The sequence below is a fragment of the Kitasatospora sp. NPDC006697 genome (assembly GCF_042869935.1).
Classification (GTDB): Bacteria; Actinomycetota; Actinomycetes; order Streptomycetales; family Streptomycetaceae; genus Kitasatospora.
This window is the reverse complement of record NZ_JBIAGU010000050.1, coordinates 14,288-39,386: the sequence shown is the minus strand read 5'-3', so window position 1 is coordinate 39,386 and position 25,099 is coordinate 14,288. Positions and strand designations below refer to the sequence as shown.

The window sequence follows — 25,099 nt, the reverse complement described above, 5'->3', positions numbered from 1 at the left end:
GCCACCCGACTGACCGCCAGCCCGGACAGAATCGGGCAATACCTCCGCCCGAAACTCCTCGCGGCAGCCTAAATCGGTATCGAACACCCTCTCAGAGCCGGGCCGACCAGCGGACCCGGGTACCGCGCCGGGCCGGGCCGGGCTCGTGCCAGGCGGCGCCGCCCAGGTTCTCGGCCCGGCGGCGCAGGTTGGCCAGGCCGCTGCGGCGCCCGGTCTCGGGGATGCCGACGCCGTCGTCCGTCACGGTGAGCAGTACACCCGGGCGGCCCGGGCGGACGGCGGCCTCCGGGTCGGCGGAGACGGGGAGGCCCTGCGGGTCCAGGTAGACGGTGGTGTCCACCTCCACGCTGACCCGGGAGGCGCGCGCGTGCCGGGCCGTGTTGGACAACATCTCCCTCAGCGCTGCCAGGAGCTGGCGCTCCGTCTGCTCACCGATCATGTTCTCCACCGGGCCCATGAAGGTGATCGACGGCTTGAAGCCGAGCGCGGCGGCGGCCTGGCTGCCCTCGCGCAGCACCCGGGTGCGCAGGGTGTCGGGCTCGTTGCCGGTGTCGTCGTGCTGGAGCGCGTAGATGGTGGTGCGGACCTCCTGGATGGTGGCGTCCAGCTCGTCGACGGCGTGGCCCAGGCGCTCCTGCACCTCGGGGACGACGGCGCGGCGGGCGGCGCTCTCCAGCATCATGCCGGTGGCGAAGAGCCGCTGGATCACCAGGTCGTGCAGGTCGCGGGCGATCCGGTCGCGGTCCTGGAAGACGGCCAGGCGCTGCTGGTCGCGCTGGCCCTCGGCGAGCCGCAGGGCGAGCGCGGCCTGGGAGGCGAAGGTGGCGGCCAGCTCCTTCTCGGCATCGCTGAACGGGCGGGCGCCGCGGCCCCGCCAGACCACCAGGGCGCCGAGCACCCGGCCGGCGGCGACCATCGGCAGCGCCATCGACGGGCCGAACTCGCGGGCCAGCCGCATCACCATGTCCGGGTCCTGCGACATGTCCTCGATGAAGATCTGCTCCCCGTCACGCAGCCGGGCCGCATAGCCGGTGCCGGGGATCAGCTCGCCGGCCACGTACTCGGCGGCCTGGCCGGAGGCGTGCGAGACCCGCAGGCCGCCGTCACCGGTGGGCAGCAGGATCATGCCCAGCTCGGCGTCGGCCAGCTCGCGCACCTGCCCGGCGGCGACGCCCAGCGCGTCGTGCGCCTTGTCGGTGGAGAGCAGCGCGGTGGTGACGGCGGCGGCCCCGGCGATCCACCGCTCGCGGCGGCGGCCCTCCTCGTAGAGCCTGGAGTTCTCGATCGCCACCCCGGCGGCGGCCGCGAGGGCGTGCACCACCTGGGCGTCCTCGGGGGTGAAGCCGCCACCGCCGCGTTTCTCGGTCAGGTAGATGTTGCCGAACACCTCGTCCCGCACCCGGATCGGCTCGCCCAGGAAGGACCGCATCGGCGGATGGTGGTCGGGGAACCCGGCCGAGCGCGGGTCCTGGCTCAGGTCGTCCAGCACCAGCGGCTCGGGCTTCTCGATCAGCACCCCGAGGATGCCCTTCCCGGAGGGCAGGTCGCCGATCCGGGCGGCGGTCTCGGCGTCGATCCCGACGTGGATGAAGTCCGACAGCCCGTTCCCGTTCGGCGACACCACCCCCAGCGCCGCGTACCGGGCATCCACCAACTCGGCCGCCCCGGAGGCGATCCGCTCCAAGGTCGCATGCAGGTCCAGCCCCGCCCCGACGGACACCACCGCCTCGAGCAGCCGCTGCATCCGGTCGGTGACGGCGGCCGCCGACTGCAGCCGCTCGGACACCTCGGTCACCAGCGTGTCCAGCCCGAGCGAGGAGATCTCGGGAACCCGGTGGGGTACGGGGTCGGGCGTGTCGGCGTTCACGTGGACGACCCTATGGGTTTGCTGCCGATTTCGGACGAATCAGCGCGCGAGGGTGCGCGTGACCGGCCCTAGCCGTGCCAGGAGTCCAGGGAGACCCCGGGGCCGTCGTCGAGGTAGCTGCACAGGGACGACCCGCCGGGAATCGCGGTCATGGACGATGACCACGGCGACCAGGAGGGTCATCAGGTCAGTCAGTGTCCGGGCAGCCCGCTTCAACGCCGAGGAGTCGCCGGAGCCGCGCGGAGGCGAAGGGCTTCGCGGGCTCTGGCCAGGCCGCGCGTGGTGACCGACGGGTCGGCCGGTGGCGCCGCCGGTTCGAGGCCCGCGCAGGGGCGGCACGCTCCGTATCTCGGGGCCGGGCCCCGGCAGCTGGGGCACTCGGTGTACGCGAGCGGCCGGTCGGCCGGGTCGTCCGGGGGTGGCAGCTTGCGGCGTAGGCGGTCGGCCAGGACTGCGGCCGGGTGGTGGACGGGTTCCGGCAAGCCCGGGAGCAGAGCACGTGAGAGGTCGGCCGGGGTGGCGCCGTGGGCCAGCCAGCACTGGACGAGGGGCGCGAGGCGGTAGGCCTCGTACTCGCCGATGTGGAGGCGCGGCTCGGGGCGGAGCACCCGGAAGAGCAGGGCGACGGCGGCGCGAAGCTGGGGGTCGGGCGCGGGGGTTGGGGGCGCGGGGGTTGGGGGGGTGGGTTCCTTGAGTCCCCTCTTCGGCAAAGAGACGTCAGGTGCGGTGGGGCCCGGTGAACCGGGTCCCGGATTGTCGGCCTTCGGTGGTGGAACACCGGCGCCGGGAAGTTTCGGGCGCTGCGGGGTGTCGAACACGTGCACCTCGGAGCGGATGGTGCCGTCGGGCTGGCGGACACGGTCAACCCGGTAGTACCCCTCAAGGGTCAATTCGCGCAGCGCATTGGCGACGGTGCGGCGGCCCTGGGGGCTGCTGTCCGCGATCTGCCGACCGTCCTCCCGCCAGCCGTTGGGACGGGAGAGCAGGTCCACGAGGATGCCCCGGGCGGTGAAGCTGAGACCGCGCGCCTGCAACAGGACATTGGGAAGAACCGTGAACCGGTTGGGGTGTTGGGTACGATGGATGAGCATTTGGGAGCTTGCTTCTCCTGTGCCTGGCCCCGGGGTGTTGGCGCACCGCCGGGGTCTTCTCTTGTCTCTTTCGGTGAGTAACGTAACACACACGGCGTGTCACATTGACCACGAACCGATGAGCCGTCAGGCATACGAGCGCTTATCCGACCAGCAAGTTGACGTAACGTCAGGTGATGCCCGCCAGCTGATCCCCCGCCACCTCCCGCTCCCACAGCGCCCGCAAACGACCGCCCTCGCGCGCCATCAGCTCGCACCAGCTGCCGCGCTCCGCGACCCGGCCCTCGTCCAGCACCAGCACCTCATCGACCTCGGCCGCCGCCAGCGGCGCCAGACGGTGGGTGATCAGGAGAGTCGCCCGGTCGGCGGTGGCGGCAAGCAGGTCGGCGGTCAGAGCATCCGCCGTCGGGAGGTCCAGGTGCTCGGCCGGCTCATCCAGGATCAGCAGCGGGAAGTCCGCCAGCACCGCGCGGGCCAACGCCAGGCGCTGGCGCTGGCCGCCGGAGAGGCGGGCGCCGTGCTCGCCGACCATGGTGTCCAGGCCCTCCGGCAGCGTGCCGACCCAGTCGAGCAGGCGGGCCGCCGCCAGCGCCTGTCGCAGCTCGGCGTCGCTGGCACCCGGCCGGGCCAGGCGGAGGTTCTCGCGCAGGGAGCTGTCGAAGACATGGGCGTCCTGGGCACAGAGACCGATCAGCGCGCGCACCGCATCGCCGTCCAGTGCGCGACTGTCCACAGCCTGTGGATTTCCGGCGGCCAGCGTCACCGACCCTGCCGACGGGTCGAGCAGGCGCAGCAGCAGCTGGGCAAGCGTGGTCTTGCCGGATCCGGAGGGCCCGACCACGGCGATCCGGCGGCCCGGGGTGAAGTCGAGGTCGACGCCGGAGAGGGCCGGGGCGGGCTGCCCCGGGTAGTGGGCCGAGAGGCCGCGAACGGCGAGCGGGAACGGGGAGGCGGGCGCCGCCGCAGGGGACGCGGGTTCCACGACCGGGTCCGGAGCGTCGAACACCTCCGTCAGCCGTTCCGCCGCCGCCCGGCTGCGCTCGCGCACCTGGACGGCGACCGGCAGCCCCGCCACCGCCTCGAAGGCGGCCAGCGGCGTCAGGATCACCACCGCGAGGCAGAGCCCCGAGAGCCGCCCGCCCGCCACCGCCTGCACGCCGACCAATGCCGCAGCAGCGACGGTGAGCCCGGTCAGCAGCGCCGTCAGACCAGAGCCCAACGCAGTCGTCGCAGCTGAACGCGTAGCCAGCGCAGTGAGCCGGGCGTCGGCCGCCCGCACCGCGCCCACCCGGCGCGGCAGCGCGCCCGCCACCGTCAGCTCGGCGGTGCCGGTGCAGGTGTCCACCACCGCCGTCGCCAGCGCGCCCCGGGCGGGCGCCTGCTGGCGCTCCGTCCGAGCCGAGAGCCGCGCAGTCAGCAGCGGCACGCCCACGCCCGTGAGCAGCAGCCCCAGGGCGAGCACCGCACCAGCGGCCGGGAGCAACAGCCCCAGCGCGACCGAGGCGGTGAGCGAGACCGCACCCGCGACCAGCGCGGGCAGCCGCCAGCGCAGGTACCAGTCCTGCACCGCATCCACATCGGCGACCAGCCGGGAGAGCAGGTCCCCGCGCCGGAAGGCGGGCAGCCCCGCCGGGGCCAGCCGCTCCAACCGCTGGTAGACGGTGACCCGCAGGCTGCCCAGGGTGCGCAGCACCGCGTCGTGCGAGACCAGGCGCTCGGCGTAGCGGAAGACGCTGCGGCCCACGCCGAAGGCGCGCACCGAGGTGACCGCCATCATCAGGTAGAGCACCGGCGGCTGGGTGGAGGCCTTGGAGATCAGCCAGCCGGAGGTGGCCATCAACGCGACGGCACAGCCCAGCGCGAGCGAGCCGAGCAGCACGGCGAGCGCGAACAGCCGCCGGGCCCGGCCGGATTCGGCGGTGCGGAAGAGGTGCGAGATGCGGTGGAGCGGAGCCCCGGTCGCGGGCGCGGTGACCACGGGCACCGGCGCGGCCTCCTCCGACGGCGCGTCAGCCGTCCCGGAAGGCCGAACCGACGGCGCGTCAGCCACGGCGACCGGCTCCGCCAGCCGCACCCGCGCGTCCGCCAGCGCCAGCAGCGCGGGCCGGTGGGCGACCAGCAGCACCGTGCGCCGCGCGTCCTCGGCGAGCACCCGGACCGCCTCGACCACGGCGGCCTCGCTCTCCGCGTCCAGGTGGGCGGTGGGCTCGTCCAACAGGACCAGCGGGCGCTCGGTGAGCAGCGCCCGGGCCAGCGCGAGGCGCTGACGCTGGCCGGCGGAGAGCCCGGCGCCGCCCTCGCCGAGCAGTCGCTCGGGCTGGGCGAAGTCCAAGGCGCCGGCGGCCGCCAGGGCGGCGGTGAGCTGGGCGGCGGTGGCCTCGGGGCGGGCCAGCCGGACGTTCTCCGCGACGGTGCCGGCGAAGAGGTGGGGGTGCTGCGGCACCCAGGCGATCTGGGACCGCCAGCTCTCCAGGTCGAGCGTGGAGAGCGGCAGCTCCCGCCCGTCGGCCGCCCGCACCGTGACCGAGCCGGCCGTGGTCGGGACGAAGCCGAGCAGCACCCCGAGCAGGGTGCTCTTGCCGGCGCCGCTCGGGCCGGTGAGCGCGACCGTGCGGCCGGGCTCCAGCACCAGGGAGGCGCCCTCGAGGGCCGGGGCGGTGCGGCCGGGGTGGACCACCGTCACCCCGGCGACCGTGATCCGGGCGCCGGCCAGGGCCGGGGCGGGCTGCGCGCCGGAGGCGGGAAGCGCCGTCTCCAGCACCTCGAAGACCTCGCTCGCCGCGGCCAGCCCCTCGGCGCTGGAGTGGTAGAGCGCGCCGACCTGACGCAGCGGCAGGTAGACCTCGGGGGCCAGCACCAGCACCAGCAGGCCGGTCTCCAGATCGAGCGAGCCGTCGACCAGGCGGAAGCCGATGGAGACGGCGACCAGGGCGACCGAGATGGTGGCCAGCAGCTCCAGTGCGAAGGAGGAGACGAAGGCCAGCCGCAGGGTGCGCAGGGTGGCCTGCCGGTACTCGTCGGTGATCCGGCGGACGGCGGCGGCCTGCGCCTTGGCCCGGCCGAAGACCTTGAGGGTGGGCAGGCCGCCGACCACGTCGAGGAAGTGGTGCGAGAGCCGGGCGAGCGAGCGCCACTGCCGGTCCATCCGCCCCTGCGTGGCCCAGCCGATCAGCACCATGAAGAGCGGGATCAGCGGCAGGGTGCCGGCGATGATGGCGGCGCTGATCCAGTCGGCCCCGAGGATCCGGGCCAGCAGCACCGCCGGCACGACGACGGCGAGGGCGAGCTGCGGGAGGTAGCGGGCGAAGTAGTCGTCCAGCGCGTCGATGCCGCGGGTGGCCAGGGTGGTGAGCTCGCCGGTGCGGCGCCCGGCCAGGTAGCCGGGGCCGAGCGCCGTGGCGTGCTCGACCAGTCGGCCGCGCAGCCGGGACTTCACCGCGGCCACCGAGCGGTGCGCGGCCAGCTCGGTCAGCCAGGCGACCAGCGCCCGGCCGGCCGCGACGGCGGCCAGCAGCCCGAGCGGCAGGGCCAGCGCCCCGACGCCCTGCCCCCGCTGGAAACAGCGCACCACGATCTCGGCGATCAGCGAGGCCTGGGCCAGCAGCAGCACCGCGCCCACCCCGCCGAGCAGCACCGAGGCCGCCAGGAAGCCGCGGGTCGCCCGCGCCTCGCTGAGCAGTCGGGGATCCACCGGCTTCATCTCGACACCTCCCACGGCAACAGCTGCCGGTCCGACAACACTCCGTTACCCCTACTTCGCCACCCGGGCCCGGACCGTTTCACGTGAAACACACGCCACATGACGGACGGTCAGCGCCCGTCAGTGCGCCGCCGGAATGTGCTGCACCCCGATCCGCTTGCGGAACACCCAGTACGTCCACCCCTGGTACACCAGCACCATCGGCGTGCAGATCGCCGCCACCACCGTCATCACCTTCAGCGTGTACGCCGAGGAGGAGGCGTTGCTCACCGTCAGGCTCCAGGCCGGGTCCAGGGTGGAGGGCATCACGTCCGGGAAGAGCGCCAGGAAGAGCATGGCCACCGCCGCCACCACGGTCAGCCCGGAGAGCACGAACCCCCACCCCTCGTGCGCGCTGCGCAGCGCCGCCAGCGAGCCGACCAGCGCCAGCACCGCCACCACCAGCGCGGCCAGGCTCCAGCCGTCGCCCCGGTGGACCTGGGTCCAGATCAGGAAGGCCGCCGCCAGCACCGCCGTGGCCAGCCCGAGCTTGAGCGCCAGCGCCCGGGCCCGCAGCCGGATGTCGCCGACCGTCTTGAGCGAGGTGAAGACCGCGCCGTGGAAGGTGAAGAGCACCAGGGTGGTCAGCCCGCCGAGGATCGCGTACGGGTTGAGCAGGTCCCAGAAGGAGCCGGTGTAGTTCTTCGCCTGGTCGATGTCCACGCCGTGGACGATGTTGGCGAAGGCGACTCCCCAGAGGAAGGCGGGCAGCAGCGAGGTCCAGAAGATCGCCTCCTCCCAGTTCCGCTGCCACCGGTCGCCGCTGCGCTTGTGCCGGTACTCGAAGGCGACGCCGCGCACGATCAGGCAGACCAGGATCGCCAGCAGCGGAATGTAGAAGCCGCTGAAGAGCGTGGCGTACCAGTCCGGGAAGGCGGCGAAGGTGGCGCCGCCGGCGGTCAGCAGCCAGACCTCGTTGCCGTCCCAGATCGGGCCGATGGTGTTGATCAGCACCCGCCGCTCGGTGCGGTCGCGGGCCAGCAGCTTGGTGAGGATGCCGACGCCGAAGTCGAAGCCCTCGAGGAAGAAGTAGCCGATCCAGAGCACGGCGATCAGCAGGAACCAGACGTCGTGGAGGTGCATCGCGAGTCCTCTCCCGGGCTCAGTAGGCGAAGGCCAGCGGGCGGTCGGCGTCCTCGTCGGAGGACGGACCGCGCAGCGTCGGGTCCTTGGCGGGCGGCTGCTCCTCGACGTCCGGCCCGGCCTTGGCGTACTTGACCATCAGCCGGACCTCGATCACCGCGAGGATCGCGTAGAGCACGGTGAAGGTGGTGAAGGCGCCGATCTGCGTGCCGGTGCTGACGTTCGGTGAGACCGAGGAGGCTGTGGTCATCAGGCCGAAAACGGACCAGGGCTGGCGGCCCATCTCGGTGAAGATCCAGCCGAAGCTGTTGGCGATCAGCGGGAAGCCCATGGTGAGGATGCCGATCCGCCAGCTCCACTTGGTCAGGAACGGACCCATCTCCCTGGTCCGGGTGAGCATCAGGCGCGGCGGCTCGTCCTCGGCGGTGCGGAACTCGGGGTCCAGGAACCGCCGGCTGCGGGTGGTCCAGAGCCCGATCAGCCCGGCGACGAAGGAGGTCATCCCGAAGCCGATCATCAGCCGGAATCCCCAGTAGGTGACGAAGATGTTGGGGATGTAGTCCTGTGGGCTGCCGCCGTACTTGGCGGCCTCGGCGGCGGCGGTGTCGTTGATGCCGGGCACCGCGTCGCTGAAGTTGCTCTTGGCGAGGAAGGACAGTATCCCGGGGATCTCCAGCTCCACCGAGTTGTGGCCCCTGGAGACGTCGCCGACCGCGAAGATGGAGAACGGGGCGGGTGCCTGGGTGTCCCAGAGCGCCTCGGCGGAGGCCATCTTCATCGGCTGCTGCTCGAACATCACCTTGGCCAGGGTGTCGCCGCTGACGGCGGTGCCGAGGCCGGCGATCACGGTCATCACCAGGCCGAGCCGGAGCGAGGTGCGCATCGAGGCGACCTGCCGCCGGTCCGCCCGCTCCGGGCGGCGCTTGGCCTTCCACAGGTGGTAGGAGGCGATGCCGACCATGAAGGCGGCGCCGGTCAGGAAGGCGGCGGTCAGGGTGTGGAAGCCCTGGACCAGGGTGGTGTTCTGGAACAGCACCCGGCCGATGTCGGTGAGCCGGGCCTTCTTGGTGACCGGGTCGATGGTGTAGCCGACCGGGTGCTGCATCCAGGAGTTGGCGGCCAGGATGAAGTAGCCGGAGAGCACGGTGCCGACCGCCACGATCCAGATGCAGGCGCAGTGCAGCTTCTTCGGCAGCTTGTCCCAGCCGAAGATCCACAGCCCGATGAAGGTGGACTCGAAGAAGAAGGCGAGCAGCGCCTCCATCGCGAGCGGGGCGCCGAAGACGTCACCGACGAAGCGCGAGTAGTCGGACCAGTTCATGCCGAACTGGAACTCCTGCACGATTCCCGTCACCACGCCCATGGCGATGTTGATCAGGAAGAGCTTTCCCCAGAACTTCGTGGCGTGGAAGTACTTCTGCTTCCCGGTCCGGACCCAGGCGGTCTGCAGGCCGGCGACCAGCGCCGACAGACTGATCGTCAGCGGGACGAAGAGGAAGTGATAGACGGTGGTGACCCCGAACTGCCATCTGGCGATGGTCTCGTGAGCGATTGCTAGCTCCACTTCGGCCTCTTCCCTGCCGATCGATGCCCGGTCTGACCTGTTTTCACCCAGAATCCTGCCTCAGCCGACGGACAAAGGTGCGCTTTGCCGCAAAGCACACCAATGTATGTCAGGCTTGAGCGCTTGTGAACGTGAACACGTTCACAAGCTAGAAGACAGTAGAGCACACGCCAGTTCGACCGAACATGGTGGGGGTGGAGTGATCTCCGCCATAAGGAAGGTGTAGAAGCCGCCCGACCTGTGAAAACGAGGAGGTCAGACCCGGCAGGCGGGCAACAGCAGCCGGAACACGGCCCCCGCCCCGACCTCGCTCTCCAGCTCCAGCTCGCCGTCGTGCGCCTCGGCCAGCGCGGCCGCGATGGCCAGCCCGAGGCCCGCTCCCCCGCCGTCCTGCCGGCTGCGCGAGGCGTCCACCCGGTAGAACCGCTCGAACACCCGCTCCGCCTGATCCCTGGTCAGGCCGGGCCCGGAGTCGGCCACTTCGAGCACGCAGACGCCGCCCGGACGGAGCCCCACGCCGATCCGCACCGGCGTCCCCGGCGGGGTGTGCTTGACCGCGTTTCCGACCAGGTTGGTCACCACCTGGCGCAGCCGCGCCTCGTCCCCCAGCACCGGCGCGGCGCCGGGCGCGCCGGTGCCGCCGGGGCCGGTGAGCGCCACCGGGCAGGTCGGGTCCAGCGCGGTCAGGTCGTGCAGCGCGTCGGCGGCCAGCGTGCGCAGGTCCATCGGCGCCAGGTCGAGCGGGCGCTCCTCGTCCAGCCGGGCCAGCGTCAGCAGGTCCTCGACCAGGCCGCCCATCCGCACGGCCTCGCTCTCGATCCGGTCCATGGTCCGCTTGACGTCCGACTCGGAGCGCAGCGCGCCCATCCGGTACAGCTCGGCGAACCCGCGGATGCCGGCCAGCGGGGTGCGCAGCTCGTGCGAGGCATCGGCGACGAACCGGCGCATCCGGGCCTCGGAGGCGGCCTGGGCGGCGAACGCGCTCTCGATCTGGTCCAGCATCCCGTTCAGCGCCAGCGAGAGCCGGCCGACCTCGGTGGCGCTGGAGGGCTCGGGCATCCGGTGCGAGAGCTCGCCGCCGGCGATCAGCTCGGTGCGGTGCTCGATCCGGCGCAGCGGCCGCAGCCCGGCCCGGACCGCGAGCGCGCCCAGCCCGCCGATCAGCACCAGCACCGCGCCGCCGATCGCCAGGAAGCCGGCCCGGAGCTTCTCCATGGTCGAGTTGACCTCGTCCAGCGAGGCGCCGATCGCCACGTAGGCCGAGGAGTTGGGGCCGGGCGGACTGGTCCGCTGGACCGGCAGGATCAGCACCCGCCAGGGCTCGCCGCCGCCGGTGCCGGGCACGTCGAAGGCCTTGCCCACGTGCGAGGTCAGCTGATCCGCGGTGAACTTCGGCAGCTGCATCACCGGGTCGGAGGGCGCCATCGGCTGCCGCATCTCGCGCAGCAGGTGTCCGTCGGCGCCCAGCATCCGCACCTCGAAGAGGCTGGGCAGGCCGGCCAGGTTGCCGGAGCGCTTGCCGGCGACGAAGTCGTCGGTGGCCCAGGGCGAGACGGTCGGCCCGACGGACGGCCGCTGCCCGGAGCGGTGCGAGAGCGGCGTGCCGACCCGCTCCAGCTGCTGGTCCAGCCGGCTGGTCATCTGCGAGCGCACGGTGCCGAGCACCACCACGTCGCTGACCACCAGCCCGGTGGCGACCAGCAGCAGGGTGAGCGCCAGCAGCCGGGCCCGCAGCGAGAAGGGCCGGCGGAGGAAGCGCCGCAGCGCGAACGGCCGGCGGAGGAGCCCCCGCACCGGGAACGGCCGGCGGAGGAGGCCCCGCAGCGGGAACGGCCGGTTGAGGGACCCGCCGGGGAACCGCCGCACCGAGGTCAGTCCTGGGCCTGCTGCGGCGGGCGGCGCAGCGCGTAACCGATGCCGCGCACCGTGTGGATCAGCTTGGGGCCGTGCTCGGGGCCGGAGTCGAGCTTGCGGCGCAGGTAGGAGATGTAGGACTCGACGATGCTGAGGTCGCCGCCGAAGTCGTAGGCCCAGACGTGGTCCAGGATCTGGGTCTTGGAGACCACCCGGCCGACGTTGGCCATCAGGTAGTGCAGCAGCTTGAACTCGGTGGGGGAGAGCGAGACCGGGCGGCCGTCCCGGGTGACCTCGTGCGCCAGCGGGTCCAGGGTGAGGTCGGCGACCACCAGCCGGCCGTCCTCGGCGGGGCCGCCGGCCCGGCGCAGGATCGCCCGGATCCGGGCGATCAGCTCCTCCAGGCTGAACGGCTTGGTGACGTAGTCGTCGGCGCCGGCCGCCAGGCCGTGCACCTTGTCCTCGGTGCCGTCCTTGGCGGTGAGGAAGAGCACCGGCAGGTGGTCGGCCGGGCGCGGGCGGCCGGGGCGGGCGGCCAGGCCGGCCGGGTTGGCGATCTGCTGGCGGCGGGTCTGCTCGCGCAGCCGCTCGACCACGGTGAAGCCGTCCAGGTCGGGCAGCATCACGTCGAGCACCACCAGGTCGGGGCGCTCCTCGGCGATCAGCGCCAGCGCCTCCTCACCGGACGCCGCCGACTCGACCCGGAAGCCGGAGAACCGGAGCGAGGCGGAGAGCAGTTCGCGGATGTTCGGCTCGTCGTCCACCACCAGGAGGAAGGCCTCGCCGGTGGGCTGGCTGCCGGGCGCCTGGCTGCCGGGAGCGGTGGCCTGGCGGACGGCGTCCTGGGTGGCGGTCCCTGGCATCACGGTGTGCCTCCCGGTTCGGGGAACAGTCCGGTCGGAGGAATGGTCCGATCGGATGACAGACTTCCGGAGGCTACGCGAAATCCGTGAGAAATGCATGAGCCGGTTGGTCCCTCCGTATTCGCAGGGACCAACCGGATCCGGCTGGTCACACCGGGTGCAGCCGGTGGTTGCGGGCCCCTTCGCACCGGAACCGGTGGCGCGTCCGCGGGCGGATCGGTCAGGCGGGTCCGGCCGCGGCGGCCATCGCCGCGCGGGCGGCCGCGCCGCGGGCCTGGGCGCGGCGGGCGTAGGTGATGGTCCAGAGGACCAGCAGACCGGTGACGGCGTACGGCAGGACGCTGTTCACGGTGACCACCGCGCCGTGCGACATGGTGTAGACGCAGACCAGCCGGATCGCCGCCTCCAGCAGGTAGCCGATGCCCCAGCCGATGGTGAGGTTGCGCTGCACGGTGCGGAAGCCCGGGTACTGCCAGAGGCCGTTCCACCAGGCCACCGCCTCCGGGGTGCCGTCGGTGGCGAACTTGCGGCCGAAGTAGAACATCAGCGGCCGGGGCGCGGCCAGGGTGGCCAGGCAGAGCAGGCCGAACAGGGCGGTGATCGCGGAGTCCTTGGCCAGCAGCAGCTTGGCGTCGTGCGGGCCGATGAAGGAGACGATCACGGTCAGCGCGACGAAGATCAGCGAGATCATCGCGAACTCGTCGACCCGGCGGTGCCAGGCCAGGTAGATGGCGATGTCGACGACCGGGCCGAGGCCGGTGAGCAGCAGCGCGACGTACTCGCTGGTGTGCCCGTGGGCGGCGTTGTAGATGAGGATCGGCGCGACGATGTTGAAGCCGATGCTGATCACCCAGCCGAGCGCGGCGGTGCCGCCCTTGCGGGCGGGCGCGGACGGCGGCGCGGCGGGCACGTCGGACGTGCCGGTAGCGGTGTTGCTGGACAAGCGGAGCCCCCGAGTACGAATGTGAACGGCGCCGGCAGAGCGCCGGGCCGACGCACATTGTGGCTGATCACCGGGGTCACGCCTAGAGCAGTGGTGCGACTGCTGGAACAACGGGCGATGACGCCGGGTCACTCTGACCCGGCGTCACCTGCCGTCGCGTCACGTCCGCCCGCGGTGCGGGTCAGCCGCCGGTCTTGGTGCCCCCGCCGGCGGTGCCGCCGCCCCCGAAACCGCCCCCGCCGAAGCCACCGCCGCCGAACCCGCCGGCCGCGGCGCTGCCGCCCTCGGTGAGCTGGCTGGCCGTGTAGCCGCCGGAGCCGTCCGGGGTGCCGACCACGGTCACCGTCTGCCCCGGCTGCAGGTCGCTGACCTTGCCGTCCTGGCTGACCGAGACCTTGGTGGAGCCGCCGGTGGTGACCTTGACGATGTTGCCGTTGGCGTCGGTCAGGTAGACCGTGCTGCCGTCCACCAGCTTGACCGTGCCGCGGGTGAAGCCGCTCTGGCCACCACCGGTGCCGGTGCCCGTGCCGCCGGTGCGGCCGCCGCGGCCGCCGCCCTGGGCCTGGGCCCGCTGGGCGGCCGCCGCGACGGCGGACCGGCCGCTGTTCGCGGTCGGGCCGCCGTGGTTCTTCTGGTACCAGGCCCCGCCGGCGAAGGCGCCCGCCGCGATCACGCCGCCGGCCAGCACCAGGCTCAGCCAGGGCAGCTTGCGGCGCGGCGGGGCGGCCAGCTCGGCGGTGATGTCCCGGGCGTCCGGCGGGGTGGCGAGCAGCTCGGCGTGCTCGGCCGCCTCCGGGGAGAGCGCGGCCGGCGCCGGCACCACGGGCAGCCGCATCGTGTCGTCGGACCTGACCAGGTCGCTGTTGTTGGTAGCCATGGGGTTCCTCACTCGTGCCGCAGGGCGTCGATGGGGCGCAGCGAGGCGGCCCGGTTGGCCGGGTAGCTGCCGAAGAAGAGGCCGATCGCGACCGCGATGCCGAACGCGCCGAGCACCGAGGACGGGATCACCACCGGCTTGATCCCGACCACCTCGAAGTGCGAGCCGAGGATCCCGACCGCCACGCCGAGCCCGGCGCCGAGCACCGAGAGCAGGGTGGACTCGGCCAGGAACTGCCCGAGGATGACCCCCTTGGGCGCGCCCAGGGCCTTGCGGATGCCGATCTCCCGGGTCCGCTCGGTCACCGTCACCAGCATGATGTTGGTGATGCCGATCCCGCCGACCAGCAGCGAGATCGCGGCCACCGCGCCGAGCAGCACGGTGAAGGTCTTGCTGGTGGACTCCCGGGCGCTGAGCAGCGAGGTCTGGTTGCTGACCCGGAAGTCGAGCTTGCTCGGGTCGGTCAGCGAGTGGGTGCCCATCAGGATCCGGGTGATCTCGGACTGCGCCTGGGTGGTGGTGTCCGCCGAGGTCGCCTGGACCAGGATCTGGCTGACCGAGCTGAAGCCGGTGAAGGCGTTCTGCACGGTCGGCAGCGGGGCGATCACCACGTCGTCCGGGTCGGTGAAGCCGGTGGCGCCCTTGGTGGTGAGCACGCCGACCACGGTGAACGGCGTGCCGCCCAGGGTGATCTTCTTGCCCACCGGGTCCTCGGTGTCGAAGAGCTGCTGCGCGGTGGTGGAGCCGATCACGGCCACCTTGCGGGAGTTCAGCACGTCGTCGGCGCTGAAGTAGTCGCCGTGCGCGACCTTCTGGTTGGCGGTCTCGAAGTACGCCGGGTAGGTGCCGACCACCGAGCCCGGGGTGTACGAGATGTTGCCGTAGTCGGCGGTCGCGCTGGTGGTGACCACCGGGGCGACCGACTTGATGTCCGGCGCGGCGCTGGGGTCGGCCAGCGCCCGGGCGTCCTCCACGGTCAGCTTCTTGACGGTGGCGGCGGTGCGGGCACCGCCGCCCGCGCCGGCGGAGACGGTCAGCGAGTTGGTGCCGAGCGCGGTGATCGAGTCCTTGACGGCCTGCGAGGAGCCGTTGCCGACCGCCAGCAGCAGGATCACCGAGGCCACGCCGATCAGCACGCCGAGCATGGTCAGTGCGGAGCGCACCTTGTTGGCGGCCAGGCCGCCGACGGCGAAGCGGATCATCTGCCAGGCGATCATCGCGACCCCCCGACCAGTTCGGTGCGCTGCCGGGCGGCGAGCTGCGGCGGCGGGCCGGCCACCGGTCCCTGCCGCAGGTCGGAGATGATCTGGCCGTCCACCAGGCGGATCACCCGCTTGGCGTGCGCGGCCACCTCGTCCTCGTGGGTGATCAGGACGACGGTGCGTCCGCTCGCGTTCAGCGTGTCGATGATCGCCAGGACCTCTTCGGTGGAGCGGGTGTCGAGGTTTCCGGTCGGCTCGTCGGCCAGCAGCATGGCCGGCGCGGTGACCAGGGCCCGGGCCACGGCGACGCGCTGCTGCTGGCCGCCGGAGAGCTCGTTGGGCTTGTGGTCCATCCGGTCGGCCAGGCCGACCAGGGCCAGCGCCGCCTCGGCCCGCTGGCGCCGCTCGGCCGCGCGCACCCCGGCGTACGCCAGCGGGAGCTCGACCTGGGCCAGCGCCGTGGTGCGCGGGACCAGGTTGAAGGACTGGAAGATGAAGCCGATCTTGCGGTTGCGGACCAGCGAGAGCTGCTGCTCGTCCAGGTGGCCGACGTCGATGCCGTCCAGCAGGTAGCGCCCGGTGGTCGGCACGTCCAGGCAGCCGAGGATGTTCATCAGGGTGGACTTGCCGGAACCGGAGCTGCCCATCACGGCGACGAAGTCGCCCTGCTCGATGTCCAGGTCGACGCCGAGCGGTTCGTCGGTCCCGGGGTCGCTCGGGCCGCGCAGCGCGTGCACGGTGGCGTCGCCGTGGCCGTAGGACTTGGTGAGCCGGCGCACCTGGATGACGGGGGGCGGCGGCCCGGGCCGCTGCTGCTCGGCGGCCCGGGCCGGCCGGGACCGACGGCGCATCAGTTGCCGCCCTTGCTGCCGCCGCCGGTCCGGGTGCCGCCGCCGAAGCCGCCCGTGCCACCGCCGAAGCCGCCGGGGAAGGCGCCGCTCGGGAAGCCGTTGGAGCCGCCGCTGGTGGTCGGGATGATCTGCACCTTGTCGCCCTCGCTCAGGCCGTCCACCACCTGGTCGGTGGTGTCGCCCTGGACGCCGACCGTGACGGTGACCCGGGAGGTGGTGCCGTCCGGCCTGACCACGGTCGCGGTGCGGGTGGTGCCGGTGCCGGCCAGTGCGGAGGCGGAGACCGAGAGCGCGTTGTCCGCCTCGCCGGTGACCACCGAGATGGTGGCGCTCATGCCGGTGCGCAGCTTGCCGGTGTCGGCGTTGATCTGCAGCACCGCGCTGTACTGCACCGCGCCGGAGGAGGCGCCGCTGCCCGAGCTGCTGGAGACCGGCAGCGGGCTGACGCTCAGCACGCTGGCGTTGAGCACGGTGTCGGACTGCGCGTTCAGGGTGACCGTGGCGGCCTGGCCCTTCTGCAGCTTCAGCGAGTCCAGCTCCGAGAAGTTGGCGGTGACCTGCATGCCGCTCGGGTTGGTGATCACGATGAAGCCGGAGGGGGTGCTGCTGCCGGAGGAGGTCTTGCCGCCGGAGCTGCTGGAGGAGCCGGAGCCGCCCGAGGAGCCGCCCGAGGCGCCGGTGCCGGAGACGGTGTCGCCGACCTTGTTGGAGATCGAGGCGACGGTGCCGCCGACCGTGGCGGTCAGCGTGGTGCCGGTCAGCGCGGTCTGCGCGTTGGTGACGTTGGTCTGCGCGGTGGTCACCTGCTGCTCGGCCTGGGTCACCTGCTGCTGGGCCTGGGCGACCGCGGCCGGGTCCACCTTGGTGGTGGTGATGGTCGTGGTCTGCGGGGCGGGGGTGGCGTTGCCGCCGCCCCGGGAGCCCGACGCGTTCGACGACTGGGAGGACTGCGCCGGCTGGGACTGCGCGGCCTGCGGGGCCGCCTGGGAGTCGGCCGGGGCCGCGTCCGTGGCGGAGGTGCTGGGGGCGGCGCTCGCGGCGGCGGTGTCGGAGGCACTGGGCGAGGCACCCGGGCTCGGGCTCCTGGTCCCGGTGAAGGAGGACTGCTGCACGAAGGAGGACTGCTGCACCGAACCCGCCTGGCCGATCGGCACCGTGCTGGTCGTGGTGGTGCCCGCCTGCGCCTTCGTCAGGTTCGCCTCGGCCGAGGCCAGGCCCGCCTGGGCGCTGCTCAGCGCGCCGTTGGCGGCGTCCAGGGCCTGCTTGGCCGCGGTGGTGTCCACCGTGGCCAGCACCTCGCCCTGGGTCACGGTGTCCCCCACCGCGACCTTGACGGCGGTCAGCCTGCCGCCGGTCACGAAGTCCTCGGCCGCGTCGGTGGGCGAGGAGAGCGTGCCGGAACCGGACACCGTGGCCAGGACCGTTCCCTTGGTCACGGTCGCCGTCCGGGTGGTCTGCTTCCCGGCCGCAGCGCTGCTGGTGCTGTTCACGGTGGAGTAGGCCAGGGCGCCCCCGGCGAGGAGGGCCACACCGAGCACTGAGTTGACGAGGACGGCGCCACGCCGTCGCGGGAGGACCTTCATAGCGCACAAGGTTCGCCCCGTGCTCTTGCGAAGCCCTGAGCGGCACCTGGACGGACGCTGAGCCGTCCGCTCCCCCGCCATCCCGGAAAATCCGGACATACCGGCCACTGCGCCCGGAGGGCTGGAAACACTGTTGGCGCAACTCCCAGCATGTTCCCAGCCACCTGGGGCACGGGTCTCACCCGGCTCCCGGTCCAGCGCCTAGAGCTCGATCTGGTACCGGATGAAGCCGCGGTTGTCGGCCACCTTGTCGTAGAGCAGCCGGGCGGTGGCGTTGGTCTCGTGGGTCATCCAGTAGACCCGCAGGCAGTCCCGCTCGCGGGCGAACTCCGCGACCGCCTCGATCAGCGCCCGGGCCACCCCGCGGCCGCGCGCCTCGGGGGCGGTGAAGAGGTCCTGGAGGTAGCAGACGTCCGGGCCCGAGGTGTTGGCGTGCACCAGGAAGTGGGTGATGCCCACCAACTCCCCGTCCAGCCGGGCGCCGAGCGCGTGGATCGCGGTGTCCTCCCGGATCCCGGCCCAGGAACGGTCGTAGGTGGCCTGCGGCTCGTCCCGCCGGTAGAAGGCCATGTAGGCGCGGAACAGGGCCTCCCAGACCTCGCGGTCGTCGGCGGTGAGCTTCTCGATGGTCAGCATGCGGGCCATTCTCGCGACCCCCCGGCCCCGGGGCACCGGATTCCACGGAGCGGGACGGCGTTCCGGCTGTACGCCGTGTCACTTGACCCCTCGTCGGCCCCCGCTGCCTACCCTGGTCCCGTGACCCTGCTGATCCGCACCGACTACACCGACCAGGCCGGCTGGGACGAGCTGCGCACCCTCCTCGCCACCCCGAGCGAGGAGGGCTTCCTGGCCGAGGTGGAGCTGGTCGAGCGCGAGGACTACGCCGACCTGCCCGTCGACCGCCTGCTCGACCTGCTCCCGGCCGCCGACAACCCCCGGGTGCTGCTGGTCGCCGACCGCACCACCTTCTCCTCCCACGAACTCCCGGTCCTGGTCGTCGACCTCCCCAAGCACCGCGAACTGCGCGCGGTGGCCAGCCAGCTCTGGTCGGTGGAGAACAACCTGGCGCTGGCGAACATGGACTTCGAGGAGTTCGAGCGGGAGACGGAGGAGGACGGCGTGTTCCGGGGGTTCTCCGGCTTCTAGGGCGTGGTTTCACGTGAAACGGTGCGTCACTCCCGCATGACGCACCGTCAACCGCGCGCCGTCAAGCGCGCGCCGTGAGCCGCCGCCAGCGCGGCTGTTCCGTCGCCACGCAGGCCAGTGCCAGCAGCGTCACCCCCACCGCCGCCCAGGCCGGCATGACCAGCCAGGCGCCGGCCACGGCCGCGCCCAGCTCCATCAGGACCAGCAGGATGGTGCCCCAACCCGGGATCGGGACCAGGACGTTGGTCTTGCCGTTGTCGCCGGGGGTGGCCAGCACGGCGGGCAGGCCGATCAGCAGGAGCAGGGCCGCGAAGGCGAGCCAGAGGGAGATCCGGCCCATCGCCCAGGGGAAGGCGATCCAGGCGACCAACTCGGCCAGCACGCGCAGGACATCGGGCAGCGGATAGGAAGGTCTGCTCATGCGCCGAACTCTCCCACAGGGATCGGTGGACAGATAATCGTCGCGTAGATAATCTACGTGCAGACAACGACGCGGCAGCGAGGAGCGCCGCCGCACCGTCATCCAAGGGGAAACACCGTGTGGAGTTACCAGCACACCGTCGAGACCACCGCCGCGCCCGCCGCCGTCTGGGAGCTCTGGGCCGACGTCGCCAACTGGGGCGCCTGGAACGCCGACATCACCAGCATCACCATCGACGGCCCGTTCGCCGAGGGCAGCCTGATCACCATGGTGCCGGGCGGCCAGGACGCGGTGGAGCTGCGGCTCAGCGAGGTGGTGGAGCACCAGCACTTCGCCGACCAGGCCGAGTTCGGCACCCTGGTGCTGCGCACCTCGCACCGGCTGGCGCCGGGCGAGGACGGCCGCACCCTGGTGACCTACCGGCTGGAGATCACCGGCGAGGGCGCCGACCAGGCCGGCCCGGAGGTCGGCCCGATGGTCAGCGGCGACTGGCCGGAGACCATGGCCGCCCTGGTCGAGCTGGCCGAGCAGGGCGGCGGGCGGTGAGCGGACCGGAGCAGAGCCCCGGGTTCCTGCTCTGGCACACCACCCTGCGCTGGCAGCGGGAGATCGCTGCCGCGCTGGGCCCGCTCGACCTCACGCACGTGCAGTTCGTCCTGCTCGCCTACACCTGGTGGCTCAACTCCCAGGGGCAGCAGCCCAACCAGCTGGCCCTGGCGACCGGGACGAGCACCGACGCCAAGATGGTCTCCCAGGTGGTGCGCACCCTGGAGGCCAAGGGGCTGGTGCGGCGCGAGACCGATCCGGCCGACACCCGGGCCAAGCTGCTCCGGGTGACCGAGGCCGGTGCGGCGCTCGCGCCCCTGGCGATCGAGGCGGTGGACGCCGCCGACGCCCGGTTCTTCGCGCCGGTGCCGCGCGAGGCGGCGGTCAGCCTGCTGCGCCGGCTGCTCGATCCGCCGCAGTGAGCGACCGCACCACCCGGGCCGGGTTGCCGACCACGAGCACCCCGGCCGGGAGGTCGCGGACGACCACCGAGCCGGCGCCCACCACGGTGTCGCGCCCGATCGTCACGCCCGGGCAGACGATCGCGCCGCCGCCCAGCCAGACGTTCTCGCCGATCGTCACCGGCCTGCCCCGCTCCCAGCCCTCGCGCCGCCGCACCGGGTCCAGCTCGTGGTCGGGCGTCAGCAGCTGGACGTTCGGACCGATCTGGCAGTCCGCCCCGACGGTGATCGGCGCGGTGTCCAGGAAGACCGCGCCGAAGTTGACGAAGGTGCGGGCGCCGATGCTGATGTACCGCCCGAAGTCGCACTGGAACGGCGGCCGGATCCGGACCTCCTCGCCCAGCGACCCGATCAGCTCGCGCAGCGCCCGCTGCCGCCCGTCGGGCGACGCATCCGGCGCGTTGAACGCCGCCAGCAGTCCGGCCCGGCGCACCGAGTCCGCGGCCAGTTCCTCGTCGTCGGGGAGGTACCACTCCCCCGCGAGCATGCGGTCCTTGTTGATGCCCATGTGGCTTCCGACGATCCGTCAGCCGCCCGCGTTCCCGGCGCGCAGCCGTTCCATCACTTCGGCGTCCTCCCGCCACCCCATCGCCACGCTCTCCGCGACCCGCCGGGCCAGCCCCTCCAGCACCGGCAGCCGGGGCTCGGGCCGCAGCGGCAGCAGCGCCCGCCGGGCCCAGTGCCGGCCGTGCGGGCGCCGGTCGAAGTGCCTGGAGACGGCCTCCCGCAGCCGGTCGTCCTCGCAGAAGAAGCCGACGAACGGGGCCGCGTCCAGGTCGTCCGGCTCGGCCGGCGGCCCGGTCCGCTGGCCGAGGCCGAAGCCGCAGCGCGGCCGGTCCGCCGCCAGCCACTCGGTGCGCCCGAGCACCACCGCCACATGCGGCCCGTCCGGCGCCAGGTACTCGATCCAGGCCACCTCCAGTCCCTCGCCGAGCCGCGGTGCCAGCTCGCTGAGCACCGCGTGGCTGCGCTCCGGCAGCCCGGCCAGCAGCTCCCGGGCGGCGGTCCGGGCGGCCGCCATCTCCTGGGCGTGCGAGAGCCAGAAGCGGGCGGCCGGTTCGTCCACCGGGTTCATCCCGAGCAGGTCCTCCAGGGCGTTGAGGTAGTCGCGGGCCACCGCCCGGCCGCGCTCCTCGCGTGCTCCGCCGGCCCGCGGCGGGGCGGCGGCCAGCGCGGCCGCCAGGTCGCGGGCCAGGTCGTGCAGCGAGACCGCGCGGACGGCGGCGGAGAGCGCCGGGCGCCCGCTCGGGGTGAGCTGCACCCGCACCGGGTCGGGCAGGTGGCCGACGTCGCGCGGGCCGCGCGGGCGCCCGTCGGCGCCGGCCCGCAGCAGCAGTTCGACGGCCAGGGTGAACCGCGGGGCGGTCACCACCAGCCCGGGGGAGCGCTCCCTCTGCCCCGGATCCACCACGGCCTCGGCCAGCCCCGCGCCGTCGGCCGCCAGATCGGGCCGGCCGGCCCGGCGCAGCAGCGCGGCGAGCAGGGCGGCGCCCAGTCCGTGCGCGCCCCAGGGGTCGAGCAGGAACGCCAGGTAGCGCTCGTGCGCCTCCTCCTCGGCACCGCGCTCCAGCACGGCCAGTCCGGTGGAGGGCCCGCGCCGCCACCGCCCGGCGGCCCGCAGCGCGGCGATCTCGGCCGCGCGCCGGCCCCACTCGTCCGCCCCCGCCGGCGTCATGCCCGACACTCCCAAGTCATGCCGCTGACTCTAGGGTCTGCGGCCCGGCCCCGGGGCGGCCGAGCCGGAGCGGATCACCCGCAAGCGGCCCCCGGGCGGCCGCGGCCCGTTACTGACAGACTGTCAGCGAGACCGTGTCCGAACCACCCGAGCGAGGTCAGCATGACGTCCCGCGTCCGCAGCATCACCTTCGACTGTGCCGACCCGTTCGCGATCGGCGCCTTCTGGTCCGCGGTCACGGGCCGGCCCGCCGTCAACGACGGCACCGCGGAGGAGCCCGAGGTGATGCTCGCCGGGCCGGACGGGTCGGCGCTGCCGAACCTGCTCTTCATCCCGGTGCCCGAGGGCAAGACGGTGAAGAACCGGGTGCACCTGGACCTGCAGCCCGAGGACCGCACCCGGGACGAGGAGGTAGCCCGGCTGATCGGCCTCGGCGCCACCCTGGTGGCCGACCACCGCGCGCCGGACGGCACCGGCTGGGCGCTGCTGGCGGACCCCAACACACGTGACTACCAGTTCTGTGCAGCTTAGCCGCAGGCCAGCACCAACGACAGAGCCCCGCCCGGCGCTTGGCCGAACGGGGCGTCTCGCTGTCTGACCACCTGCCAGGGCGGCGCACGGTGTTGACCGGCGGGCGCGTCAGATCGGCAGGTCCCATCCGGGGCCGTCCTCGGCGCCGAGCCACACCCGCTGACCGGCAGCCGAGACCGTGATCCCGAACCGTTCCTGGTGCGGCTCGTTGGCAGCCTGCCAGCGCTGCACTGCCCGTTCCACCCGGTCCCACAGGCGGACGGGACCACGCTGGACAACGGTCCACCCGCCGTCAGGGTTGGGAATCGTCCGAGCCTGCGAACCGGTGGACACGTCCCAGAGGATCTGTTCCGCCCCCGCCCCCATGCGTTCGGCCGAGGGTGCCGCGAGCTGCGCGACCCATCCGCCCGTCCAGTCGTCGAGCTTCGCGGGGTCGATCTGGCTCGGACGCTCCTCCCCGGGCAGCAGGGCCAGCGTCGGACGGGGCGGCCGGTCGTGCGGCCGGGCGATCATGAAACTGGTGTACCCGGGCAGGAACCGCCCCGTGGCCTCACCGGGGCCGGTCACGTCGAGCAGCGCAAGGGCGTTGGCATAGCTCCACCCGGAAAGCGTGGCCAGGATCTTCCCGCCGGGCTTCACCTGGTGCAGCCAGGGCAGCGGGACGTACCGAACCGAACAGGTGGCAATGAGCCTGGCGTACGGCCCGCCCTGCGGGTCGCCGCGCAGCCCGTCACCGATGATCAGCCGGGGCGCGAACCCGGCCGCCTTGAGCGCCGCCGCAGCGGCCCCGCCGACCACCGGGTCGTACTCGATGCTGGTCAGGTTGGCGTCCCCGAGGCGGTGCGCACCGAGGGCGGTCGAGTACCCGGTTCCGGTACCGATCTCCAACACCCGCTGACCGGCCTCCGCGCCGAGCTGCTGCCACATCCGCAGCACCAGGGACGGCAGGGTGGACGACGACGACGGGGATCCGGTCACGGCGTCCTCGGTCACGTCGTCGGGCCTGATCCGGCCGTCCAGTTGGGTGATCAGCGTCTCGTCGGAGTACACGCCCTCCAGCCACCCGGGATCACCCTCCCGGACGGGCCGGTAACTGGTGGGGACGCTGCCCGCCACCGGCAGGAAGTAGGACCCCGTGAACAGCTCGCGGGGAACCGTGGTGGCCGCGCTGCGCCACTTGGGTTCGGTCAGGGTGCCGTCCTCGGCGAGTCTGTCCGCCAGGGCGCTGCGAAGCTGAGCCGATGTGCTCACGTGTCGGGGCCTTTCTCCAGTTGGTCGGTTAGAGCTTGCGCGATGGCGGCGGTGGTCTGCGCCGGCTGCCACGCCCATTGGCCGTTCGGGTTGCACTCAAGGAAGTACCAGTCACCCGCAGGGGTCACAGCGAAGTCGAACGCGCCGTAATGCAAACGGAGTTCGGCGAGATAGGCCGCGACCGCACGGGCGACCGACGCGGGTACCTCGATCGGTGTGCACGTCATCAGGTCTTGACGGTAACGCCAGTCGAGATCGGGGCTGTCGATCCGGACCCCAAACAGCCGGGCGCCCACGGCGGTGACCCGCACGTCGAACGCCTTGTCCACCTTGGCTTGGAACATGTGGGGACAGACGGACACGGCGTCGGTGATCTCGGCCGCGCGCACCTCCCGGACCCACACGCTGTGCGGCTGATCGTCCACGCGGTAGGGCGTGTTCCACACGGGCTTGTAGACCACTCCGCCGGACTGCTGTGCGGCGAACGTCCGTGCTTCGTGCGGGTCGTCGGTGATCACCGTGCTGGGCACCCGGAGCCCGCAGCTCTGCGCGGTCGAGAGCTGCGCGGGCTTGAACTCGGCGGCCCGATTGCTCCACGGGTGATTCACGTAGTGCGCGCCAGGCAGTGACGCGAGGATGCCGCCTGCGCCCCACAGGGCCTGTTCTGCGGCGAACCGGCGGTCTTGGCCGCTCAGCTCCGGCGGTCCCTCGTAGGGTGAGGGCCTGCGCACCCACACGGAGCGAATCCGCGTGGTGTCGATCTCCCGGCTCGCCGTGCGCAGGGTGCCCCGCTGGTCGCCCGTGCGGTACGAGGCGGTCAGCGAGGCACCCGCGTGCAGGTCGGTGCCGGGGTCGAGACGGACCACGGGAACCCGGCGCTCGGCGAGAAGCCGCAGCACCACGTCCGCTGTCACATCGTAGGGGTTGGTCAGCACCAGTACCGACCTGCTGTCGCGCATCAGCCGGAACTCTGGTCCTGGTCGTACGACTCGGTGCTGTCCGCGTCGGTCGCGCCACCCGGGCCGGACCCGTCACCCGGGGTGGTCGTGGTGGGCGTCAGGCCGCTCGTGCTGGTGCCGTGGCTGCCCAGCTCGACCGTCCGGCCGTGCTCGTCCACGATCACCGCGATCTGGGTTTCGGGGTCGATCACGGGCGTGTACTGCGGAACCGTGGTGGTGGCCGCGTACGGCGCCATCCGCTGGGTGCCCCACGGTGCGGGCGTCTGCGTCATCTGTGCTGTACCTCCGTTTCCTGCGAACATAGAAGTTCAACACCTCGACCGTGAAGCCGAGTTGCCAATCCCACCCCGGCCGAGTTGCCCTGTCCAGGGCCGAACCGGCCGGAGTGGCCGTGCCCCGCTCCGGGCATGGGGGTTGATCTGCCAGGAACGGGAGTTGGGGCCCGTTCCGGCGGGGGTGTTGACCCTTCCCCGCCCGCCGGAACGGGAGTTCATTGGGGGTGCGGCTACCCGCGCCCGAGGGGCCGTGCCTTGCGGAGCGGGGACGACTCGCCGGGGCGCGTCCACCCGAGGGGGAACAGGACCGGTTCACC

22 protein-coding genes are annotated in these 25,099 nt (G+C 72.7%); 4 read left to right on the top strand and 18 right to left on the bottom strand.

The genetic code is table 11. The features are described 5' to 3' along the window. Nucleotides 1-91 precede the first annotated feature (91 nt). The 12 genes from ACFYNO_RS39695 to ACFYNO_RS39640 all read right to left on the bottom strand — a co-directional run bounded on the left by ACFYNO_RS39695 (nt 92) and on the right by ACFYNO_RS39640 (nt 18,153). The gene (locus ACFYNO_RS39695) at nt 92-1,744 is read right to left on the bottom strand and encodes a GAF domain-containing protein (protein WP_388023249.1); all 1,653 of its coding nucleotides are present in this window, start codon (nt 1,742-1,744) and stop codon (nt 92-94) included. A 1,383-nt stretch (nt 1,745-3,127) separates the two neighbouring features. Next, the gene (cydD, locus tag ACFYNO_RS39690; RefSeq protein WP_388023243.1) at nt 3,128-6,658 is read right to left on the bottom strand and encodes a thiol reductant ABC exporter subunit CydD; all 3,531 of its coding nucleotides are present in this window, start codon (nt 6,656-6,658) and stop codon (nt 3,128-3,130) included. A 120-nt stretch (nt 6,659-6,778) separates the two neighbouring features. Continuing rightward, nucleotides 6,779-7,780: a cytochrome d ubiquinol oxidase subunit II gene (gene cydB / locus ACFYNO_RS39685; protein ID WP_388023241.1), complete on the bottom strand. Its 1,002-nt coding sequence runs from the start codon at nt 7,778-7,780 to the stop codon at nt 6,779-6,781. Nucleotides 7,781-7,799: 19 nt separating this feature from the next. Beyond that, nucleotides 7,800-9,344 carry a cytochrome ubiquinol oxidase subunit I gene (locus ACFYNO_RS39680; protein WP_388023238.1) on the bottom strand — a complete coding sequence of 515 codons (1,545 nt, stop codon included), beginning with the start codon at nt 9,342-9,344 and terminating at the stop codon, nt 7,800-7,802. A gap of 255 nt (nt 9,345-9,599) precedes the next feature. Next, nucleotides 9,600-11,210 carry a sensor histidine kinase gene (locus tag ACFYNO_RS39675; RefSeq protein ID WP_388023235.1) on the bottom strand — a complete coding sequence of 537 codons (1,611 nt, stop codon included), beginning with the start codon at nt 11,208-11,210 and terminating at the stop codon, nt 9,600-9,602. Between the two features lie 5 nt (nt 11,211-11,215). Next, a complete protein-coding gene (locus ACFYNO_RS39670) occupies nt 11,216-12,061 on the bottom strand; it encodes a response regulator transcription factor (RefSeq protein WP_388023233.1) in 846 nt (281 codons plus the stop codon). A gap of 220 nt (nt 12,062-12,281) precedes the next feature. Continuing rightward, nucleotides 12,282-13,004 carry a VC0807 family protein gene (locus ACFYNO_RS39665; protein ID WP_388023230.1) on the bottom strand — a complete coding sequence of 241 codons (723 nt, stop codon included), beginning with the start codon at nt 13,002-13,004 and terminating at the stop codon, nt 12,282-12,284. 181 nt (nt 13,005-13,185) lie between these two features. Continuing rightward, nucleotides 13,186-13,881: a hypothetical protein gene (locus tag ACFYNO_RS39660; protein WP_388023229.1), complete on the bottom strand. Its 696-nt coding sequence runs from the start codon at nt 13,879-13,881 to the stop codon at nt 13,186-13,188. Between the two features lie 8 nt (nt 13,882-13,889). Then, on the bottom strand, nt 13,890-15,098 hold the full coding sequence (locus tag ACFYNO_RS39655) for an ABC transporter permease (protein ID WP_388023226.1): 1,209 nt from the start codon (nt 15,096-15,098) through the stop codon (nt 13,890-13,892). After that, nucleotides 15,095-15,934: an ABC transporter ATP-binding protein gene (locus tag ACFYNO_RS39650; protein ID WP_388023223.1), complete on the bottom strand. Its 840-nt coding sequence runs from the start codon at nt 15,932-15,934 to the stop codon at nt 15,095-15,097. Before ACFYNO_RS39650 ends, ACFYNO_RS39655 begins: the two co-directional genes overlap by 4 nt. Then, the gene (locus tag ACFYNO_RS39645) at nt 15,934-17,463 is read right to left on the bottom strand and encodes a biotin/lipoyl-binding protein (protein ID WP_388023221.1); all 1,530 of its coding nucleotides are present in this window, start codon (nt 17,461-17,463) and stop codon (nt 15,934-15,936) included. Before ACFYNO_RS39645 ends, ACFYNO_RS39650 begins: the two co-directional genes overlap by 1 nt. 255 nt (nt 17,464-17,718) lie before the next feature. Next, nucleotides 17,719-18,153 carry a GNAT family N-acetyltransferase gene (locus tag ACFYNO_RS39640; RefSeq protein WP_388023218.1) on the bottom strand — a complete coding sequence of 145 codons (435 nt, stop codon included), beginning with the start codon at nt 18,151-18,153 and terminating at the stop codon, nt 17,719-17,721. A gap of 120 nt (nt 18,154-18,273) precedes the next feature. On the opposite strand from ACFYNO_RS39640, the gene ACFYNO_RS39635 reads away from it, so the two are divergent. Then, a complete protein-coding gene (locus ACFYNO_RS39635) occupies nt 18,274-18,663 on the top strand; it encodes a DUF6924 domain-containing protein (protein ID WP_388023215.1) in 390 nt (129 codons plus the stop codon). A gap of 61 nt (nt 18,664-18,724) precedes the next feature. Here the strand turns inward: ACFYNO_RS39635 and ACFYNO_RS39630 are convergent, their stop codons facing one another. Beyond that, on the bottom strand, nt 18,725-19,084 hold the full coding sequence (locus ACFYNO_RS39630) for a hypothetical protein (RefSeq protein ID WP_388023212.1): 360 nt from the start codon (nt 19,082-19,084) through the stop codon (nt 18,725-18,727). Nucleotides 19,085-19,201: 117 nt separating this feature from the next. On the opposite strand from ACFYNO_RS39630, the gene ACFYNO_RS39625 reads away from it, so the two are divergent. After that, entirely contained in the window at nt 19,202-19,630 is a 429-nt protein-coding gene (locus ACFYNO_RS39625; protein WP_388023209.1) for an SRPBCC family protein, read from the top strand. Then, on the top strand, nt 19,627-20,052 hold the full coding sequence (locus ACFYNO_RS39620; protein ID WP_388023206.1) for a MarR family winged helix-turn-helix transcriptional regulator: 426 nt from the start codon (nt 19,627-19,629) through the stop codon (nt 20,050-20,052). The genes ACFYNO_RS39625 and ACFYNO_RS39620 overlap by 4 nt, the downstream gene beginning before the upstream one ends. Here the strand turns inward: ACFYNO_RS39620 and ACFYNO_RS39615 are convergent. Then, nucleotides 20,015-20,599, bottom strand: a complete 585-nt coding sequence (locus ACFYNO_RS39615) for a sugar O-acetyltransferase (RefSeq protein WP_388023203.1) — start codon at nt 20,597-20,599, stop codon at nt 20,015-20,017. The two genes, ACFYNO_RS39620 and ACFYNO_RS39615, sit on opposite strands and share 38 nt — an antisense overlap. Nucleotides 20,600-20,617: 18 nt before the next feature. Continuing rightward, nucleotides 20,618-21,766 carry a hypothetical protein gene (locus ACFYNO_RS39610; RefSeq protein ID WP_388023201.1) on the bottom strand — a complete coding sequence of 383 codons (1,149 nt, stop codon included), beginning with the start codon at nt 21,764-21,766 and terminating at the stop codon, nt 20,618-20,620. Nucleotides 21,767-21,928: 162 nt separating this feature from the next. Between ACFYNO_RS39610 and ACFYNO_RS39605 the strand changes: the two genes are divergently transcribed. After that, nucleotides 21,929-22,297, top strand: a complete 369-nt coding sequence (locus ACFYNO_RS39605) for a VOC family protein (protein ID WP_388023198.1) — start codon at nt 21,929-21,931, stop codon at nt 22,295-22,297. 108 nt (nt 22,298-22,405) lie between these two features. On the opposite strand, the gene tgmC is transcribed toward ACFYNO_RS39605, so the two are convergent. The 3 genes from tgmC to tgmA are packed head-to-tail and all read right to left on the bottom strand — an operon-like array spanning nt 22,406 to nt 24,779. After that, nucleotides 22,406-23,548, bottom strand: a complete 1,143-nt coding sequence (tgmC, locus tag ACFYNO_RS39600) for an ATP-grasp peptide maturase system methyltransferase (RefSeq protein ID WP_388023246.1) — start codon at nt 23,546-23,548, stop codon at nt 22,406-22,408. Next, nucleotides 23,545-24,507, bottom strand: a complete 963-nt coding sequence (tgmB, locus tag ACFYNO_RS39595) for an ATP-grasp ribosomal peptide maturase (RefSeq protein WP_388023196.1) — start codon at nt 24,505-24,507, stop codon at nt 23,545-23,547. Before tgmB ends, tgmC begins: the two co-directional genes overlap by 4 nt. After that, nucleotides 24,507-24,779 (bottom strand): putative ATP-grasp-modified RiPP, encoded by a 273-nt coding sequence (tgmA, locus tag ACFYNO_RS39590; RefSeq protein WP_388023194.1) that lies wholly within the window; start codon nt 24,777-24,779, stop codon nt 24,507-24,509. Before tgmA ends, tgmB begins: the two co-directional genes overlap by 1 nt. Between the last annotated feature and the right edge of the window lie 320 nt (nt 24,780-25,099).

Bases quoted from the DNA above. Each gene is read 5' to 3' on its own strand.
- tgmA (WP_388023194.1), bottom strand. From the start codon at position 24,779: ATGACGCAGACGCCCGCACCGTGGGGCACCCAGCGGATGGCGCCGTAC.
- ACFYNO_RS39615 (WP_388023203.1), bottom strand. From the start codon at position 20,599: ATGGGCATCAACAAGGACCGCATGCTCGCGGGGGAGTGGTACCTCCCC.
- ACFYNO_RS39610 (WP_388023201.1), bottom strand. From the start codon at position 21,766: ATGACGCCGGCGGGGGCGGACGAGTGGGGCCGGCGCGCGGCCGAGATC.
- cydB (WP_388023241.1), bottom strand. From the start codon at position 7,780: ATGCACCTCCACGACGTCTGGTTCCTGCTGATCGCCGTGCTCTGGATC.
- ACFYNO_RS39660 (WP_388023229.1), bottom strand. From the start codon at position 13,881: ATGGCTACCAACAACAGCGACCTGGTCAGGTCCGACGACACGATGCGG.
- ACFYNO_RS39670 (WP_388023233.1), bottom strand. From the start codon at position 12,061: ATGCCAGGGACCGCCACCCAGGACGCCGTCCGCCAGGCCACCGCTCCC.
- ACFYNO_RS39605 (WP_388023198.1), top strand. From the start codon at position 21,929: ATGACGTCCCGCGTCCGCAGCATCACCTTCGACTGTGCCGACCCGTTC.
- ACFYNO_RS39640 (WP_388023218.1), bottom strand. From the start codon at position 18,153: ATGCTGACCATCGAGAAGCTCACCGCCGACGACCGCGAGGTCTGGGAG.
- ACFYNO_RS39650 (WP_388023223.1), bottom strand. From the start codon at position 15,934: ATGCGCCGTCGGTCCCGGCCGGCCCGGGCCGCCGAGCAGCAGCGGCCC.
- tgmB (WP_388023196.1), bottom strand. From the start codon at position 24,507: ATGCGCGACAGCAGGTCGGTACTGGTGCTGACCAACCCCTACGATGTG.
- ACFYNO_RS39630 (WP_388023212.1), bottom strand. From the start codon at position 19,084: ATGAGCAGACCTTCCTATCCGCTGCCCGATGTCCTGCGCGTGCTGGCC.
- ACFYNO_RS39695 (WP_388023249.1), bottom strand. From the start codon at position 1,744: ATGCAGCGGCTGCTCGAGGCGGTGGTGTCCGTCGGGGCGGGGCTGGAC.
- cydD (WP_388023243.1), bottom strand. From the start codon at position 6,658: ATGAAGCCGGTGGATCCCCGACTGCTCAGCGAGGCGCGGGCGACCCGC.
- ACFYNO_RS39655 (WP_388023226.1), bottom strand. From the start codon at position 15,098: ATGATCGCCTGGCAGATGATCCGCTTCGCCGTCGGCGGCCTGGCCGCC.